This window comes from Lysinibacillus odysseyi 34hs-1 = NBRC 100172 (genome assembly GCF_001591965.1).
GTDB lineage: Bacteria > Bacillota > Bacilli > Bacillales_A > Planococcaceae > Lysinibacillus_B > Lysinibacillus_B odysseyi.
This window is the reverse complement of sequence record NZ_BCVX01000012.1, coordinates 147488-166643: the sequence shown is the minus strand read 5'-3', so window position 1 is coordinate 166643 and position 19156 is coordinate 147488. Positions and strand designations below refer to the sequence as shown.

The window sequence follows — 19156 nt, the reverse complement described above, 5'->3', positions numbered from 1 at the left end:
TTTTGTTGCCGCTCGTTAGCAGCAACTCTTATATATTAACACTTTACCGAAGTTTGTGTCAATACTTTTTTTAAAAAGTTTTTTGATGCTGTATTTCACAGCAACTTTTATATCTTATCATCGTTTTATTATAAAGTCAATAACTTTTTTACTGGGTTATTTATTCATAAATTAGCGACTCACTTATAATATCAAGCTTTTCATCATACGTCAATAGTTTTATTAAAATAATTTAATAAAGAAAAACCCTATATTCCATATCGATATAGGGCTTTGCATAATTAAGCTTTGGGAAGAATTCTAGAAATGTATAGCTGCCGAACTGTCGCTAAGTCGATAATTTCGCCGGTGCTATATAATTTCACTAAAGGTCTTGTAGGCGCATAAGGGTTGATGAACATCACTTCTGCATGCTCCATATTTGATAATTCCACCTTAGTTCCGATTGGCAAATCTGCTACGATATCAATCAATGCCTGTACTACTTTAATATCAAATTTCCCAAACTCCTCTTCCTTGATCATTTCTATTACACGGAATGGGGATTGTTTTGATCTATACAAACGTTCACTTGTCATCGCGTGGAAAACATCAGCAACTGCGATTACTTGGGAATAAAATAACACATTCGCATCCCGATTCCCTTCTGGATAGCCGCTGCCGTCTAATCTTTCGTGATGATAGTAAATGGCTTTTTTCATATCAGTCTTCATAGCCGTTAAATCTTTTACCATTTGATAGCTATAAATAGGATGCTTACGGATTTCTAAAAACTCCTGCTCCGAAAGGGCAGTTTTTTTATCCCTTACTCTTGCGGAAATCTTAGCCATTCCACAATCCGCCAACATTCCTGCAAGAGCCATTTGAATAGCCGTCCCTCGGTCATGGCCAATTTTTTGTACAATGATACTTGAAATAAGGCCTGTGGCGATGCAATGGTGATATAAATAATCTTTCGGATTTGAATAGCTGTTTAAATCAAATATATGAGAACGTTCAGCTAAGACAATCTCTAACAGGGGAATCATTTTATTGCGAATTTTTGTAATATCAATTCTTGCGCCTGCCTGCCAATTTTGAAATTCCTTTTTTAAATACGCTACGCCATCTTCATAGTAACGTAAAAAAGGGGAAATTGCCGGCACCGGTACATCAATGATCATCTCCCTACCATTTATCTCCGTAGGTGCAGGTACATCTTCATCTTTAAATATTAAAACCCTTGAAATATTAAATGCTTTTAACACATGTAGATGCTCATAATTAACTTTTGTATTTTTTTGTAAAATGGAGTGTTTTGTGTTAGCAAAAATGTCTTCAGCTACAACTTTCCCGGGCGTTAATTCTGATATGTACATATATGTAGCGTCCATTACTAAATACCACCTTTGATTAGTAATTTTCTTTCATTGTAACGGAGCATGTAAACAAATGGAAGTGTTAAATTGTTTTCCTAGCACTTCCTTTGCGGCATTTCGAACCATTTTAAAAGTATCTATCACTATCTTTTAGGCTAACTAAAAAAAGAACAACTAATCAGCAGATTAGTTGTTCCCCATTTATTATTCGCCTGATACTTCCGCTTCCTCTATTTCCTCAGCATCTGCATCATCTTCTTTATTTACTTTCGCAACGGTTGCCACCAATTCCTCATCGGATAAGCGGATTAAACGGACTCCCTGTGTACTACGGCCGATAATGGAAATATCATTAACATCCATCCGGATCAACATTCCATTAATAGTAATTAACATAATATCCTCGGCACCATCCACCGTCTTCACGGCACACATAGGCCCATTCTTTTCAGTTACTTGAATAGTTTTGATACCTACACCGCCACGGCTCTGCAGACGATATTCTGACTCTGGAGTACGTTTTCCGTAGCCTTTCTCGGTTACAACTAGAATCTCTTGGCCTTCTTCTAAGATTTCCATGCCGACTACATAATCACCATCACGAAGCTTAATTCCCCGTACTCCTGAAGCTGTACGTCCCATGGAGCGAATGTCCTCTTCCTGGAAACGGACAAGCATACCATCATGCGTTCCAATGATTACTTGCTTTTTACCGTCTGTTAGGCGGACAGATATCAAATCATCATCTTCGCGCAGGCTGATCGCAATCAATCCATTTGTACGGATATTTGCGAATTGAGAAACTGGTGTACGTTTTGTAATACCTGTTTTCGTTGTGAAAATGAAGAAGGCATCTTCATCATACGATTCTATACGAATCATCGCTGTTACGTGCTCGCCCTTTTCAATATTCAACAGGTTAACAATCGGCAGACCTTTCGCTGTACGTCCGAACTCAGGGATTTCATATCCCTTCGCTTTGAAAACACGCCCTTTGGAAGTAAAGAATAAAATCGTGTCATGTGTGGAAGTGGACAATAGATGTTCGACAAAGTCATTTTCATTTGTTCCCATTCCCTGCACACCGCGTCCCCCGCGTTTTTGGCTGCGGTACGTATTTGCGGCTAAACGTTTAATATACCCGTTATGTGTTAACGTAACTACTGAATTTTCACGTGGGATTAAATCTTCGTCTTCAATTGATTCAAGGCCGCCAGCAGTAATTTCTGTACGGCGAGTATCATTGTAGCGCTCTTTAATCTCCGCCAGCTCATTTCGGATAATTTCTACAACCTTCGCTTCGTCAGCTAAAATTGCTTTTAATTCCGCAATCAGTACTTGAAGTTCTTGATACTCTGCTTCAATTTTTTCGCGTTCTAATCCGCTTAAACGAACAAGGCGCATATCAAGAATTGCCTGTGCCTGCCGGTCCGTTAAATCGAAGCGCTCCATTAATACTGGTTTTGCTTCATCCCCGCTGCGGGAGCTACGGATAATAGAAATGATTTCATCAATATGATCCAACGCTATACGCAAGCCCTCTAAAATATGAGCCCGGTCTTCCGCCTTCCGTAACTCAAAAGCTGTACGGCGCTTGATCACTACTTTTTGGTGCTCTAAATAATGATAAAGCATTTCCCGTAATGAAAGTACTTTTGGCTGGCCGTCTACTAAAGCAAGCATATTGACCCCAAAGCTTGATTGCATAGCAGTTTGTTTATATAAATTATTTAAAACAACATTTGCATTCGCATCACGACGCACTTCGATTACAATACGCATACCATTACGGTCTGATTCGTCTCGAAGATTTGTAATGCCGTCGATTTTTTTATCACGTACAAGCTCCGCAATCTTTTCGATTAGCTTCGCTTTATTCACTTGGTATGGCAATTCAGAAACTAAAATCGTTTCCTTGCCGTTCGGTTTTTGTTCGATTTCTACTTTGGCACGTATCAGCAATGAACCGCGGCCTGTTTCATAAGCGCGGCGGATACCTGAACGCCCCAGAATTAAACCACCAGTCGGAAAGTCCGGGCCCGGAATAATTTCCATTAGTTCCTCAGTTGTTATAGCCGGGTTTTCGGAAACAGCCAATACCCCGTCAATAACCTCGCCTAATTGATGCGGAGGAATATTTGTTGCCATCCCTACAGCAATACCAGCGGCGCCATTTACAAGCAGGTTTGGAATCCGTGCCGGCAATACAAGCGGTTCACGCTCACTGCCATCATAGTTTGGACCGTAATCAATGGTATCTTTGTTAATATCCCGAAGCATCTCCATTGCAATTTTGGACATACGTGATTCTGTATAACGCATAGCTGCTGCCCCATCACCATCGACAGAGCCAAAGTTACCATGTCCATCCACCAGCATATAGCGGTAGCTGAAGTCTTGCGCCATACGCACCATTGCTTCGTAAATAGAAGAGTCACCGTGCGGGTGGAATTTACCCATTACATCTCCCACAATACGAGCACTCTTTTTATATGGCTTATCTGCAGTGTTCCCTAACTCCTGCATGCCATATAAAATACGACGATGTACAGGCTTAAGTCCGTCCCGTACGTCCGGCAGGGCACGAGAGACGATTACACTCATCGCATAACTTAGGAATGATGTTTTAATTTCAGTTGTAATATTTCTAGACTCAATGTTTCCATGTTGAATGTCAGACACAATAAGGACCTCCTTCCATTTGCACTAACTAAATATCTAAATCTTGAACATACACTGCATTTTCTTCGATAAAATCACGACGAGGGCCTACTTCATCCCCCATGAGATGATCGAAAATCTTATCTGCTTCAATCGCATCGTCAAGATTTACACGAATTAATGTACGGTGTTCCGGATCCATCGTTGTATCCCACAGTTGTTCTGCATTCATTTCTCCAAGCCCCTTATAGCGCTGGATATTCGGTTTTGGAACGCTTGGCAGACGTTCTAAAATCTCTGCAAGCTCTTCATTAGAATAACAGTATTCTAAATGTTTTCCCTGTTTTACCTGGTAAAGAGGTGGCTTCGCTGCATATACGTAGCCAGCTTCAATTAACGGGCGCATGAATCGGAAGAAGAACGTAAGCAGCAGCACACGAATATGTGCTCCATCTACATCGGCATCTGTCATAATAATGATTTTATGATAACGTGCTTTATTTAAGTCAAACTCTTCCCCAATTCCTGTACCGAACGCCGTAATCATGGCACGGATTTCCGCATTGGAAAGAATACGATCAAGCCGGGCCTTTTCAACATTCAGGATTTTACCACGAAGCGGCAAGATTGCCTGGAAGTGACGGTCCCGCCCTGACTTGGCAGATCCTCCGGCAGAATCACCCTCTACAATATAAATTTCACATTCTTCTGGGTTTGTTGATGAGCAGTCAGCAAGTTTCCCCGGAAGACTCGAAACTTCCAAAGCTGATTTACGGCGTGTAAATTCCCGTGCTTTTTTTGCTGCCACACGTGCTCGTGCAGCCATCGTTCCTTTTTCAACAACTTGACGTGCAACTGAAGGGTTTTCAAGTAAAAAGCGCTCGAATCCTTCCGTAAACAGCTGATTTGTAATTTGGCTGACTTCAGAGTTTCCAAGCTTTGTTTTTGTTTGTCCTTCAAATTGCGGGTCTGGATGTTTTACTGACACAATGGCTGTTAATCCTTCACGTACATCTTCCCCTGTCAGGTTTGCATCATTTTCCTTAATCAACCCTGCTTTACGTGCATAGTCGTTAATAACACGTGTTAAAGCAGTTTTAAATCCGGATTCATGTGTACCGCCTTCATACGTATTAATATTATTGGCGAATGACATGATAGTTGAATTGAAGCCCGCGTTATATTGCATAGCAATTTCAACTGAAATGCCGTCTTTTTCTCCAAAGACATCAATCGGTTCATGAATCGGCTCTTTGTTGGCGTTTAAATGTTCCACATATGAGCGAATACCACCTTCATAGTGGAATACATTTTCACGTACTTCCTCTTCACGTTCATCTCGAATTGTAATACGGATGCCACGGTTTAAATAAGCAAGCTCACGGCAGCGAGTTGCTAAAATATCATATTCATATTCCGTAGTTTCGCGGAAAATTTCGCTGTCGGCCTTGAATCTGGTTGTTGTACCTGTTTCCTCTGATTCCCCAATAACTTTTAATGGCTGAATTGTTTGGCCCCGTTCAAACTTAATTAAGTGAATATGCCCATCACGTTTGACATATACTTCTGTAGCAATAGATAGCGCGTTTACAACCGAGGCCCCTACACCGTGCAGACCACCGGATACTTTGTAACCGCCGCCGCCAAATTTCCCCCCTGCATGAAGAACCGTCATAATAACCTCAACGGCTGGAAGCCCCATTTTCTCCTGAGTACTTACCGGAATACCGCGGCCATTATCTTCTACACGAATCCAGTTATCCGGTTCAATCGCTACTATGATATCCGTACAGAATCCAGCCAGCGCTTCATCGATACTATTATCAACGATTTCCCATACAAGATGGTGCAAACCTTTTGAACTCGTAGAACCGATATACATCCCCGGACGTTTTCGAACCGCCTCTAAGCCTTCTAGAACTTGTATTTGATCAGCATCATAATTTTGCTGTACTTTATTTTCCTCTAAAGCCACCTTGTTCACCTACTCTTTCGTAACTTCAGTCTGCATCTATTCAATAGGCATCTTGCCCAAAAAAATTACTATTCAACAGTTCCTTGTTTCACGTGGAACATTTTCGCATTTTGAATTGTTTCATGGTGGATACCGTCTACACTTGTTGTTGTGACAAATGTTTGGACTTCCCCTTGGATTGTGTTCAACAAATGCGACTGACGATAGTCATCCAATTCGGATAATACATCATCCAACAGCAAAATAGGCGCTTCTTTCGTCTCTTGCTTGATCAGCTCAATTTCCGCAAGTTTAAGCGATAACGCTGTTGTACGCTGTTGCCCCTGCGAACCAAACACTTGTACATCATAATCATTAACAAAAAATTGCAAATCATCCCGATGGGGACCTACGGCAGTCACCCCTCGTTCTACTTCCCTTTGTTTTGCTTCTGTCATTTTTTTCTCCAGATGTGCTGCCATTTCCTCTGCTGTCCAGTTTGGATCCATCCCACTGACAGTCCGATAATTAATGACTAACTTTTCCTTTCCTTGCGAAATACCAGCATGAATAGGCTCAGCCCATGCCTGCAGCAATTCCATGAATTCATAGCGCTTCCGGATAATTTTTATAGCAGCCTGAATATATTGTTCCGTATAAACATCAAGCATGACGTCATTCATTAAGGAGGAGCGTCCCTGATTTGCTTTTAAGTAGTGATTACGTTGTTTTAAAATCTTTTGGAAGGTTAATAAGTCATGTAAATAAACCGGTGATATTTGCCCGATTTCCATATCAATAAAGCGACGTCTAATTTGAGGACTCCCTTTTACAACATTTAAATCCTCCGGGGCAAACATGACCACATTCATTTGTCCGACATACTCGCTGAGGCGCGATTGCTCTAAATGGTTTATTTTTCCTTTTTTACCTTTTTTGGATAGTGTTAATTCGATTGGGACAGGACCATACCGTTTATGGACAACACCTTCTATTTTACCATAGTCTTGTTCCCAACGTATCAATTCTTTATCGTTGGAGGTACGATGGGACTTTGCCATGGCCAATACATAGATTGACTCCATGACATTTGTTTTTCCTTGCGCATTTTCCCCGATGAATACATTGATCTTCGGGGAGAATTCTAAAGCAAGTGATTCATAATTACGGTAATTTGTTAGCTGCAGGTGCTCAATATTCATTACTGAGCCCCATTCTCGTACACAATTCGAAAACGGCCGACTCCTGGAATATTAACTACATCCCCGTCCCGCAGTTTGCGTCCACGGCGGTCGTCTATTTCTCCGTTCACATAGACGTCATTTTCAGATAAAAACCATTTAGCCATCCCCCCAGAGCTGATCGCATCTGTCATTTTAAGCAATTGGCCTAGCGTCACAAACTCTGTATCAATTACGATGTCCTTCAAAATATTTCATCCTCCGATTAACAAGTTTCATCCTTCTATCATACCAAAAAAGTATCCAATAAGTAAAAAAAGAGTTGTTTCAAATTTAATTTGAAACAACTCTCTGCTGTCGGCCAAATAACGAGGGCTTCTTAATATGTTCGAACAGGAAGAATCAGTTGTAAAATAGCATCATCATGAACGGAACGTAGAATAAACGGACGCATTGCTCCTGTAAACTGGATGATGACATCCTGTCCATCAATTGCCTTTAAAGCCTCCATCATATACTTTGCGCTGAATGAAATCTTAAGCGTTTCTCCTTCTAGGGACTCTACCTGGATTTGCTCCTGAACTTTACCAATTTCCGGTGAATTAGAGGAAACCTCGATCATATTTTCTTCTAATGTTTCAAAACGAACGACGTTGTTACGGTCTTCGCGTGCTAATAAAGAAGCACGATCAATTGCTTGTAACAATGACTTGCCGTCAAGAATAACATTTGTTTGATAGTTTTCTGGAATTAAACGCGATGTATCTGGATAATTTCCTTCCAACAGACGAGAGAAGAATAACATATTATTCGCTTTAAACAGTACTTGCTGGTTTGTCATAACAATTTGTACAGGGTTTGTAGAATCTTCTAAAATCTTATTTAACTCGTTTAAACTCTTGCCTGGGATGACTACATTAGATACCCCTGTCGGTAACTGTTCCAATTTTGTTTTACGGCGCGCCAAACGGTGACTGTCTGTTGCAACGCATATTAATTCATCTTCCTGAATATGCCAGTTAACGCCCGTTAGTACAGGACGGCTTTCGGACGTTGCTACAGCAAAAACTGTTTCCCGAATAATGGACTTAAGTAAGTCCGCTGGAATAGTAAATTGTTGATCTGCAGATATTTCCGGCAATTGAGGATATTCAACAGCATCTTGTCCGATGAGATGAAATTCTGATTTTCCAGAACGGATATATGTGGCAAAGCCATTTGTCACTTCAATTTCCACATCATTAGTTGGCAATTTGCGAACAATTTCATTAAACATTCGAGCTTGTAAGACAATCGAGCCTGTCGTAGTGATTGTCATAATTTGTTCGCCATTTTCTTCTGCCGGAATAAATGTTTGGATTGTAATATCTTGGTCACTACCTGTTAAACTGACACCTTCGTTTGACACATCGATTTTAATTCCTGTCAAAATGGGTACAGTAGTTTTAGAGCTGACTGCTTTCATTACATCATTTAAACCTGCTAATAAATGATCGCGCATTATTTCAAATTTCATGTCATTACCTCGCTTATATAATTATTTATTTTTTAAAAAGAATAATAGATATAGTAATAGGGCCTGTGGATTTGTGGATAAGTATATGTTTAGCGCATAAAATCAGTCTATCCACATGTAGATAGACTGTGTATAACTCAGCTGGATAATACCCCACTTATCCACAACTTACTTACCTAGCATATTGCGGATTTGTTTGATGTCCTGTTGCAATATTTGATCGTTTTTTAACATAGATGCAATTTTTTCATGAGCATGGATGACCGTTGTATGATCACGACCGCCAAATTCCTCACCAATTTTAGGTAAAGAAAAATCTGTAAGCTCCCGGGACAGATACATTGCAACCTGGCGAGGAAAAGCAATTGACTTTGTCCGTTTCTTGGCAGAAAAGTCTTCCAAGCGGATACTGTAGTGTTCACCAACAGCATGCTGTATATCTAAAATTGAAATCATACGCGGCTTTGTGTTTGGCATTATGTCTTTCAGTGCGGCAGCCGCCAATTCAGGAGTAACTTCTTCATTAACAAGGGAAGAATAAGCAACAACCCGAATTAAAGCGCCTTCCAGCTCCCGGATATTTGAATCAATTTGATTGGCAATATATAGCATTACCTCATTTGGAATATCCAGCTCGTCCGCTTTTGCCTTTTTACGCAAAATTGCAATACGTGTTTCGAGATCCGGAGGCGCGATATCTGTAATCAATCCCCATTCAAAGCGTGAACGCAAGCGGTCTTCTAACGTAGGAATTTCTTTTGGCGGACGGTCACTGGAAATGACAATTTGTTTTGATTCTTCATGCAATGTATTAAATGTATGGAAAAACTCCTCTTGAGTTGACTCTTTTCCGGCCAAAAATTGAATGTCGTCAATTAACAGTACGTCAACATTCCGATATTTATTACGAAAATCAATCGCTTTATTATCACGGATAGAGTTAATAAATTCATTCGTGAATTTCTCCGAAGATAAGTACACCACTTTGGCATTGGGATTATGCTCCAGTACATAATGACCGATTGCATGCATTAAGTGGGTCTTCCCTAATCCAACTCCCCCATAAATAAAAAATGGATTATAGGCTTTTGCCGGTGCCTCGGCCACAGCAAGCGAAGCTGCATGGGCAAATCGATTGCCGGATCCAATGACAAACGTATCAAATGTATATTTCGGGTTGAGCATACCTGGTGAAATATCGTGATGATCTGTTGCCTTGGCTTGAATTTTTGGTGCTGGCAATTCGAAATCATCGGCGCCCTGGTCTTTTTGAACAACAAATTTTATTAGCAAGTCTTCACCTGTCAGCTCCGTCAAGATGCCCGTAATTAAATGGACATAGTGGTTTTCCAGCCAATCTCTTGCAAAGGAATTTGGCGCTGCAATGGTCACATTTGTTCCTTTGTGTGACAGGAGCTTTGTCGACTTTAACCAAGTTTCAAAACTCGGCTTAGAAATTTTTTGTTCAACTTTTGCCAGGACGTTATTCCATAACTGCTCTAAATGTTCCAAGCTATTTTCGTCCCTTCATACAATATTCTCTATCAAAACATAGAAGCTATTTATTTTTATCTATTTTTCTGGTACATTCACATAGTCACAGCTTGTGGATAAAATCTATTCCCTGGATGTGAAAAAAACTGTCCACAGATTATTAACAACTGTGGATAAAATATTTCCCAGAAAACTAGTCCACAAGGGAAAACATGATTATCGTATCAAAAAAGATTAGGCATTTCAATAGTTTATCGAACTTATCCACATGATTCATGTTTATTTATTTTAAAATTATCCACAGGCTATGAGTTTGTGAAAAAGGTGTAGATAAGAGATGTGGATAAATATTTTTAAAATAAAAAATATCCACAGCTATTCTTTATAAATAAGAATACGTCTGTGGATAAACATAAATACCATCGTAATGGACATTGATAGACTTTTTATATTAAACGTTGACAAAATAATTGTTTTTTATATATAATAGTCGAGTCTGTATGATAAGAAAATATAAAGACACTCATTTAGGAGGTGCAATATAGAATGAAACGCACATATCAACCATCAAAACGCAAGCACAGCAAGGTACACGGTTTCCGCGCACGTATGAGCACGAAAAACGGTCGTAAAGTATTAGCTGCACGTCGTCGTAAAGGTCGTAAAGTTTTATCAGCATAAGCCCACTGAGCCTCATCAGTGGTCTTTTTTTTCATTATTTTTCATAATCAGATTCAAAGATGAGATAGATGGAGCTGGTAAAAGGTGAACAAACGTCAACGGATCAAAAAGAATGAAGAGTTTCAAAAGGTGTTTAAAAAGGGTAAGTCGTTTGCGAATCGCCAGTTTGTCGTTTATTGCCTGAAGAAGGAAGAACAGGCGGAGTTTCGCATCGGCTTATCAGTAAGTAAAAAGATAGGAAAAGCGGTTACGCGTAACCAAATTAAGCGCTATATTCGCCAAACATTTCTTGAGTTGAAAGAGGAAGTTCGCCAAGATATGGATTATGTTATCATCGCCAGAAATCAGGCGGCCACATTAGATTTTCACGAAACAAAGAAAAGTTTGGAGCACGTTTTGAAAATTGCCAAAGTATTAAAGAAGAAACAACTGGAACGTGAATGAGTAATCTTGAAATAATTAGTAGAGTGTAAGCGTCTACACATGGTAAAATAGGCTTTATAAAGAAAATTGAATAGTTGCTTTAGGGGGAAGAAGGCTTGAAGAAAAGACTTGGGGTCATTCTTACACTTGTATCGGTAGCCTTACTGCTGTCTGGGTGTAGGGAATTCGACCAACCGATTTCAGCTGAAAGCAAAGGCTTTTGGAATGAATTTATCGTTTGGCCATTAGTATCAGTCATCAAATATTTCTCAGATCTTTTAGGTTCTTATGCGTTCGGTATTATTGCTGTAACAATTATTATCCGTTTAGCAATCCTGCCGTTAACGATTAAACAAATTAAGAGCTCAAAGAAAATGCAGGAAGTTCAGCCGAAGATGAAGGAGCTACAGGCAAAATACAGCTCTAAAGATGCGGCTACTCAGCAGAAGTATCAACAAGAGATGATGGCATTGATGCAGTCATCAGGTGTTAACCCGCTTGCCGGATGCTTACCGATTTTTATTCAGATGCCGATCTTAATTGGATTCTACCATGCAATTAGCCGTATGAATGCAACATCTGTTTATGAATTGGGATCATTCCTGTCTGTACCGCTGGGAGAACCAAGTATTGTATTTGCGGTTATGGCCGGTTTAATTCAGTTTGTTGTACTGCTTACTGGTCCAGCAGTGGATAATCCACAAATGAAGGTCATGATGTACATTATGCCGTTAATGATTATTGGTTTTGGGACATTTTTGCCTGCCGCATTATCGTTATACTGGGTTGTCGGAAACATCATTTCGGCATTGCAAAACCTTGTGATTTACAAACCTTGGAAGAAAAAAACTGATGCTACTGTTACAGGAGGAGCAAAATAGTGAACCAACTTACGCAATCAGGCGCGACAGTAAATGAAGCGATCTCATTAGCGTTACAAAAGCTTGGCAAGACCCGTGATCAAGTAGAAGTAGAAGTTTTGCAAGAAGGTAAAAAAGGATTTTTAGGTTTTGGTGCCAGAGATGCGGAAGTACGCATCACGGTAAAAGCAGAAGTACAAACAGCTGGTAAGGAAGAGACAGAAACTATATCTCAACCGAACATACTGCCGGAAGAAAAGCCAAATCAGGTTTCATCTGCTGTATTAACAGAAGATGAAGAGGAACATGGCAGTCTTTCCAGTGTGTCAGCTGTTATTGAAAACGGGGACGAGCTAGTTCAAAACGTGAATGATGATCGATCTACCACGGAAGAACAAGATCCAATTGAGGAAACAAAGACATATTTAAAGAATATTGCTTTAGAATTGGGCGTTACCGATTTAAAAATTTATACGGAATCTGAAGGCAAATATGTATCATTCAAGCTTAAAAGTGAGAAGGCAGCATTTTTAATTGGAAAACGGGGTCAAACATTGAATGCCCTGCAGCAGTTAACACAGCTTATTCTAAATAAAACGGCAAAATCCTTTATGCTTGTGAGACTGGATGTAGAAGATTACCGCGAACGCCGTCAAGCGTCATTGGAACAACTGGCAGAGCGTATGGCCGATAAAGCTATCCGCACTCGGAGAAAAGTAACGTTGGAGCCAATGCCGTCATATGAACGGAAAATTATCCACAACGTCCTGGCTAATCGATTAGATATCGAGACATATTCGGAGGGCGTTGAGCCAAATCGCTATTTAGTAATTGAACCAATTAAATAATATACAGACACTAATGGAGGTGCCGCTGTCCGCGGCGCCTCTGTTTTTATTTGCGGAGCAAAAGCATTTGGAGCTGTGGACAATAGCTGAGCAAAAACCCGGCAGTTAGATGCTGCACCTAAAGGAATCTGCAATTATGGAAGATAAGTGGAAATGAGAAGATGATTTGGCAATTTTGCTTACTTTCTATGTTGGAATACAACAGTAGAAAAGCAGTCTGAAAGGCGTGATTTCCTTTTATATGTAAGTCTTGTTTACTTTAGATTTTGCTGAAAATATGGTAGGCTAAATTGTTAGTAAATAAGATAGACAGGCAGAAAAGTTATCCACATGTGGATAGTTCTTTGTAATAGCATAGGCTGAAGAATTACCTAATTTTATACAGGCAGAGAAATGAAGATGTGTTAAGTGCTCTTTTTTGACTGTCTTATGGCTATTGTAAGAAAGAGATACGGAAGTGATCGCTGCCATTTGAAAAGAACTTTTGAAAGAGAAGATTATACTAGCTTAGCCGTATCGGTCGGCAGCGGCTGACTGATCGATGTTTCGTAGGCTTAACAATAAAGCTTGGGGTAGATATAACTGCGACCAGGCGTAAAGAAATAGAGTAACCAGTGAGAAATGGTTCTTATAGGAGGAACTGAAATGGAGTTTGATACAATTGCTGCAATCTCTACACCAATGGGTGAGGGAGCCATTGCTATTGTCCGTTTAAGCGGTGATGAAGCAGTTGAAATTGCAGATAAGATATTTAAATCGCCAACAAATAAACGGTTAACAGAGGTGGCGACACACACAATACATTATGGACATTTAATTGATCCGAAAAAAAATGAGGTTGTGGAGGAAGTGATGCTTTCGTTAATGCGGGGGCCAAAGACTTTTACAAGGGAAGATGTAGTAGAAATAAACTGCCATGGTGGCTTAGTATCAGTCAATCGCGTCCTGCAGCTTGTTTTAGCAAATGGCGCCCGTCTTGCAGAGCCTGGTGAATTTACAAAGCGTGCATTTTTGAATGGACGGATCGATTTGTCACAGGCAGAAGCCGTTATGGATCTAATTCGCGCCAAAACGGATCGTGCCATGAATGTAGCCCTTGGTCAGATGGATGGAAAGCTGTCACGTTTAATTCACTCACTTCGTCAGGCACTGCTTGAGACGTTAGCACAGGTGGAAGTAAATATTGATTATCCGGAGTATGATGATGTAGAAGAGATGACGGTTCCGGTGCTTCTTGAAAAATGTACATGGGTCCGTGACGAAATTAAAAAGCTTTTACAAACATCATCGCAAGGGAAAATTCTTCGTGAAGGGCTATCTACCGTCATTTTAGGCCGGCCAAATGTAGGGAAGTCATCCCTATTAAATAGTCTTGTCCATGAAAATAAAGCAATTGTAACCGATATAGCCGGTACAACTCGTGATATTATAGAGGAATATGTGAATGTTCGCGGTGTGCCACTTCGTCTAGTGGATACGGCCGGAATTCGTGAAACAGAGGATATCGTGGAACGAATTGGTGTTGAACGCTCACGTGAAGCATTAAAGGGTGCTGATCTGATCCTTCTTGTCTTGAATTATGGAGAAGAATTAACACCAGAGGATGAACGATTGTTTGAAACGATTCAGCATATGGATTTCATTGTTGTCGTGAACAAAACGGATATTCCCCAAAAAATTGATTTAACGCGCGTGCAGGAGCTTGCACGTAATCACCGTGTCGTTACGACTTCCCTGCTGAAGGAAGAAGGCGTAATGGAACTTGAAGAAGCAATCGCTGCTCTATTCTTTGAGGGTCAAATCGAAGCCGGAGATATGACATATGTATCAAATGCCCGCCATATTGCCCTTTTACATCAGGCAGAGGCAACGATTGAAGACGCTCTGGAAGCTGCTGAAGCAGGTGTTCCAGTCGATATGGTGCAAATTGATGTTACCCGCACATGGGAATTACTTGGTGAAATTGTCGGTGATACAGTACAGGAAAGCTTAATAAACCAGCTATTTTCCCAGTTCTGTTTAGGAAAGTAATCTAAATGAACTTTCCTCTTTCTAAGCGGTTAGCAGGGAGAATATTTACTGGATAATTGTAAAAAAAGAATATGATTTTGGCCTATTTCGGTTGAAAAGTGTTCTTTTAATAAAGAGCTGCAACGAGTCATAGGGACTATAGAAATGCTACAAACAGAAAGGAAGAACTAAGCATGCCAACACAATATGAGGCAGGCACATTTGATGTCATCGTGGTCGGCGCCGGCCATGCAGGTGTAGAGGCGGCATACGCTGCTGCTAAAACAGGCGCAAAAACACTGATGCTAACGATTAATTTGGATATGATTGCATTTATGCCATGTAATCCCTCAATAGGAGGCCCGGCTAAAGGAATCGTTGTACGTGAAATTGACGCATTAGGCGGCGCAATGGGCAAAGTCATTGATAAAACGCATATCCAAATGCGCATGTTAAACACAGGTAAAGGCCCGGCTGTTCGTGCATTACGTGCACAGGCTGATAAAATTTTATACCAGCATGAAATGAAACGCCTGCTTGAAGAGGAGCCAAATCTTCAAATTCATCAGGCAATGGTGGATGAGCTTATTATAGAAGATGGAGAAGTATGTGGTGTCATTACACAAGTTGGAGCCATCTATCGTGCTAAAGCAGTCATTATTACAACTGGTACATTCCTAAGAGGAGAAATTATAATTGGGGACTTGAAATATTCTTCAGGTCCAAATAACCAGCAGCCGTCAATCAAGCTCGCAGACAATTTGAAAGAGCTTGGTTTTGACCTGGTACGTTTTAAAACAGGTACACCACCGCGGGTGAATAGTCGTACAATCGATTACTCAAAAACAGAAATTCAACCTGGTGATGATGTACCCCGTGCGTTCAGTTTTGAAACAACAGAATATATTATGGACCAGCTGCCATGCTGGTTAACTTACACGAGTGAAAAGACACATGAAATTATTGAAGCTAACCTGCACTTATCACCAATGTATTCAGGTATGATTAAAGGGACAGGTCCTCGTTATTGTCCATCCATTGAAGATAAGGTTGTCCGCTTTAACGATAAGCCGCGCCACCAGATCTTCCTTGAGCCGGAGGGACGCAATACACGCGAAGTATATGTTCAAGGGTTTTCAACAAGTTTACCTGAGCATGTTCAAAAGAAGATGCTTGCAACAGTACCGGGGTTGGAAAAAGCTGAAATGATGCGGGCTGGCTATGCGATTGAATATGATGCTGTAGTACCAACACAACTATGGCCGACACTTGAAACAAAACGCATTAAACATCTATATACTGCCGGCCAGATTAATGGAACATCCGGCTATGAAGAGGCAGCCGCACAGGGCTTAATGGCAGGTATGAATGCGGCGGCAAAAGTTCTTGGGAAGGAAGAAATCATTCTTTCCCGTTCAGATGCTTATATCGGCGTGTTAATTGACGATCTTGTAACAAAAGGAACAAATGAACCTTACCGCCTGTTGACATCGCGTGCTGAATACCGCCTGCTGCTCCGTCATGATAATGCCGATCTCCGTTTAACAGATATCGGTTATAAAATTGGTATGATTTCAGAAGAGCGTTATGCGAAATTCCAAGAGAAGCGTGAGCAGATTGAAAATGAAATCGCCCGTCTCCGGGACATTATTGTAAAACCGAACGAAAAGACACAGGAAACAATCCGTTCAGTTGGTGGTACAGAGTTGAAAGATGGCATTCGTGCATCCGATTTAGTGAAGCGGACAGAAATGACATATGATTTAGTAGCAAGCTTAATTGAACCTGCAGAAATGGATTTTTCCGAAGAAGTAAGAGAGCAGATTGAGATCCAGCTGAAATATGAAGGATATATCCAAAAGGCGCTGCAGCAGGTCGAGAAACTGAAAAAGATGGAGGATAAGAAAATTCCGGAAAACATTGATTATGATGCTATTTCTGGTTTGGCTACAGAAGCCCGTCAGAAGCTGAAAAATGTACATCCATTATCCATCGCACAGGCAAGCCGTATTTCAGGCGTCAATCCGGCTGATATTTCCATTCTCCTCGTGTATATCGAGCAAGGGAAAATTGCCCGTGTAGCAAATGATTAATCGAAGACAATAAATACTGGCTAAAATGAAGCTCTGTTTGTAAGTGAATACGGACCTGTTGAATAAAGAGGACGCCTGAAAAGCGATGGTGTCCCTATATCCGGGATGTATTCACTGCCAATATATTTTTAACGGTATGTAAATAAGCTGTAAAAGAGGCTGTCCGGTAAGTAATATCTTATGGACAGCCCCCATTTTATGAAGGAGAGTCCTATGAACGAAAAACAATTTATCGAAGCGCTTGCCGCCAAAGGCATTGAACTTTCAGATGCCCAGATTGAACAATTCCGAAAGTATTTTGAGCTACTGGTGGAATGGAATGAAAAAATGAATTTAACGGCGATTACGGATCTAGAGGGTGTTTACTTAAAGCATTTTTACGATTCCATTAGTCCTTCATTTTATTTTGATTTTACTAAGACAGAGTCTGTATGTGATGTCGGGGCGGGAGCTGGCTTCCCTTCTATTCCTATTAAAATCTGCTTCCCTCATCTGCATGTAACGATCGTTGATTCATTGAATAAACGAATTACTTTCCTCAATCATTTAAGTGAACAACTTGGACTGGACAACATGGAATTTGCCCATGCACGTGCAGAAGAGTTTGGACAGAATATGAAATACCGTGAGCAATTTGATGTAGTGACGGCTCGTGCTGTTGCAAGACTGTCTGTTTTATCAGAGCTTTGCATCCCGCTTGCTAAACAGGGAGGCTTCTTTGTTGCTTTAAAGGCTGCTGCAGGGGCTGAAGAGCTGAAAGATGCAAAGAAGGCTATTTCAACGTTAGGAGCTGCCTTAAAAGAAGAATTTAGTTTCCTACTTCCAGTCGAAGAAAGTGAACGGTCCTTATTTGTTTTCGACAAAATAAAACAGACACCTAAAAAGTATCCTCGTAAACCTGGTGTGCCAAATAAAACGCCGATTCAGTAAAAAAAAGCGGAAATTAGAAATAATTCGTCAGTTTGGAGCATATACATTTATATTTACGACAAAATGCATGAAATTATCGATTATTGGACTATGTACATTTTCCCTAGAATCATAAATAATAATAATATGGAGCAAGTTAGTTTCTTAAAGGTGGTGCCTTTGGATGAAGAGTCCTTTTTCACGTTGGTTCGGAGGCGGAAAGCAGGAATCCGAAGTGGAAAGTGAAGTAGAAGTGGTGAGTACAGCTACAGAAGAAGTAGTGAAAATTCCAATTGAAAAAATAGTTCCGAATCGTTTCCAGCCCCGAACAGTTTTTGATGATGAAAAAATTGAAGAGTTATCAAGAACGATTCATACTCATGGAGTCATTCAGCCAATTGTCTTACGTCCAAGCTCGGAAGCAGAAGGAATGTATGAAATTATTGCAGGTGAACGCCGATACCGTGCAATGAAAAAATTAGAATGGAAAGAAGTACCGGCAATTGTCCGCACATTAAATGATAAAGAAACAGCTTCGATAGCGCTGATTGAAAATCTGCAGCGTGAGGAATTGACAGCAATCGAAGAGGCGTTGGCATATCAGCAATTGCTGGAACTTCATTCACTAACGCAGGAAGCGCTTGCTCAGCGTCTCGGAAAAGGGCAGTCAACCGTAGCGAACAAAATCCGTCTGCTGAAACTTCCGCAATTTGTGCAAGATGCTATTTTACAAAGGGAAATCAGTGAGCGGCATGCACGTGCTTTGATTTCTATTAAAGATGAACAGCTTCAAATGCAGTTAATTGCGGCCGTAAAGGAATATGATTGGAATGTTCGGCAGCTTGAAGATCAAATTCAGCAAATCCTACATCCGCAGGAAGAAGAGCCTGAGGAGAAACCAAAGCCAAAAAGGGCGCAGCGTAAAGCGATTAGTAAAGATGTACGAATTGCCCTTAATACAATTAAACAATCGTTATCGATGGTCACAAAGAGCGGAATCGATGTGAAAACTGAAGAGGAAGATAACGAGGATTACTATCAAATTACGGTAAGAATACCGAAAAGAAAATAGTATATAGCTCCCGGACAAGCCCGTTCGGGAGTTTTTTTAAATTATAAACAGGCTTCATTTGTGTACAGATTATCCAATAACTTTAAATTTATGAAT

The 19156-nt window shown here is 40.5% G+C and carries 15 protein-coding genes; 8 read left to right on the top strand and 7 right to left on the bottom strand.

Annotation, left to right across the window (positions count from 1 at the left end):
* Positions 1–281: 281 nt before the first annotated feature.
* From BOD01S_RS18535 to dnaA, 7 genes are all read right to left on the bottom strand, one after another.
* The gene (locus BOD01S_RS18535; protein ID WP_036152197.1) at positions 282–1373 is read right to left on the bottom strand and encodes an HD-GYP domain-containing protein; all 1092 of its coding nucleotides are present in this window, start codon (positions 1371–1373) and stop codon (positions 282–284) included.
* 189 nt (positions 1374–1562) lie between these two features.
* The gene (gyrA, locus tag BOD01S_RS18530) at positions 1563–4040 is read right to left on the bottom strand and encodes a DNA gyrase subunit A (RefSeq protein ID WP_036152196.1); all 2478 of its coding nucleotides are present in this window, start codon (positions 4038–4040) and stop codon (positions 1563–1565) included.
* A 28-nt stretch (positions 4041–4068) separates the two neighbouring features.
* On the bottom strand, positions 4069–5994 hold the full coding sequence (gene gyrB / locus BOD01S_RS18525; protein WP_036152194.1) for a DNA topoisomerase (ATP-hydrolyzing) subunit B: 1926 nt from the start codon (positions 5992–5994) through the stop codon (positions 4069–4071).
* A gap of 68 nt (positions 5995–6062) precedes the next feature.
* Positions 6063–7175: a DNA replication/repair protein RecF gene (gene recF / locus BOD01S_RS18520; RefSeq protein WP_036152191.1), complete on the bottom strand. Its 1113-nt coding sequence runs from the start codon at positions 7173–7175 to the stop codon at positions 6063–6065.
* A complete protein-coding gene (gene yaaA, locus BOD01S_RS18515) occupies positions 7175–7402 on the bottom strand; it encodes a S4 domain-containing protein YaaA (RefSeq protein ID WP_036152190.1) in 228 nt (75 codons plus the stop codon). The genes recF and yaaA overlap by 1 nt, the downstream gene beginning before the upstream one ends.
* Before the next feature lie 131 nt (positions 7403–7533).
* On the bottom strand, positions 7534–8670 hold the full coding sequence (gene dnaN / locus BOD01S_RS18510; RefSeq protein ID WP_036152188.1) for a DNA polymerase III subunit beta: 1137 nt from the start codon (positions 8668–8670) through the stop codon (positions 7534–7536).
* A gap of 168 nt (positions 8671–8838) precedes the next feature.
* Positions 8839–10182: a chromosomal replication initiator protein DnaA gene (gene dnaA, locus BOD01S_RS18505; RefSeq protein WP_036152186.1), complete on the bottom strand. Its 1344-nt coding sequence runs from the start codon at positions 10180–10182 to the stop codon at positions 8839–8841.
* A gap of 528 nt (positions 10183–10710) precedes the next feature.
* On the opposite strand from dnaA, the gene rpmH reads away from it, so the two are divergent.
* From rpmH to noc, 8 genes are all read left to right on the top strand, one after another.
* Positions 10711–10845, top strand: coding sequence for a 50S ribosomal protein L34 (rpmH, locus tag BOD01S_RS18500; RefSeq protein ID WP_036152184.1), 135 nt, complete (start codon positions 10711–10713; stop codon positions 10843–10845).
* A gap of 84 nt (positions 10846–10929) precedes the next feature.
* A complete protein-coding gene (gene rnpA / locus BOD01S_RS18495) occupies positions 10930–11289 on the top strand; it encodes a ribonuclease P protein component (protein WP_036152182.1) in 360 nt (119 codons plus the stop codon).
* A gap of 95 nt (positions 11290–11384) precedes the next feature.
* Positions 11385–12149, top strand: coding sequence for a membrane protein insertase YidC (gene yidC / locus BOD01S_RS18490; RefSeq protein ID WP_036152181.1), 765 nt, complete (start codon positions 11385–11387; stop codon positions 12147–12149).
* Complete coding sequence (gene jag, locus BOD01S_RS18485) at positions 12149–12976, top strand: RNA-binding cell elongation regulator Jag/EloR (protein WP_036152180.1); 828 nt, start codon at positions 12149–12151, stop codon at positions 12974–12976. The genes yidC and jag overlap by 1 nt, the downstream gene beginning before the upstream one ends.
* A 645-nt stretch (positions 12977–13621) precedes the next feature.
* Entirely contained in the window at positions 13622–15007 is a 1386-nt protein-coding gene (gene mnmE / locus BOD01S_RS18480; RefSeq protein WP_036152179.1) for a tRNA uridine-5-carboxymethylaminomethyl(34) synthesis GTPase MnmE, read from the top strand.
* A gap of 173 nt (positions 15008–15180) precedes the next feature.
* Complete coding sequence (gene mnmG / locus BOD01S_RS18475) at positions 15181–17079, top strand: tRNA uridine-5-carboxymethylaminomethyl(34) synthesis enzyme MnmG (RefSeq protein WP_036152178.1); 1899 nt, start codon at positions 15181–15183, stop codon at positions 17077–17079.
* A gap of 213 nt (positions 17080–17292) precedes the next feature.
* Complete coding sequence (gene rsmG / locus BOD01S_RS18470; RefSeq protein ID WP_036152177.1) at positions 17293–18009, top strand: 16S rRNA (guanine(527)-N(7))-methyltransferase RsmG; 717 nt, start codon at positions 17293–17295, stop codon at positions 18007–18009.
* A 163-nt stretch (positions 18010–18172) separates the two neighbouring features.
* Complete coding sequence (gene noc / locus BOD01S_RS18465; RefSeq protein WP_036152176.1) at positions 18173–19060, top strand: nucleoid occlusion protein; 888 nt, start codon at positions 18173–18175, stop codon at positions 19058–19060.
* Positions 19061–19156: the final 96 nt, after the last annotated feature.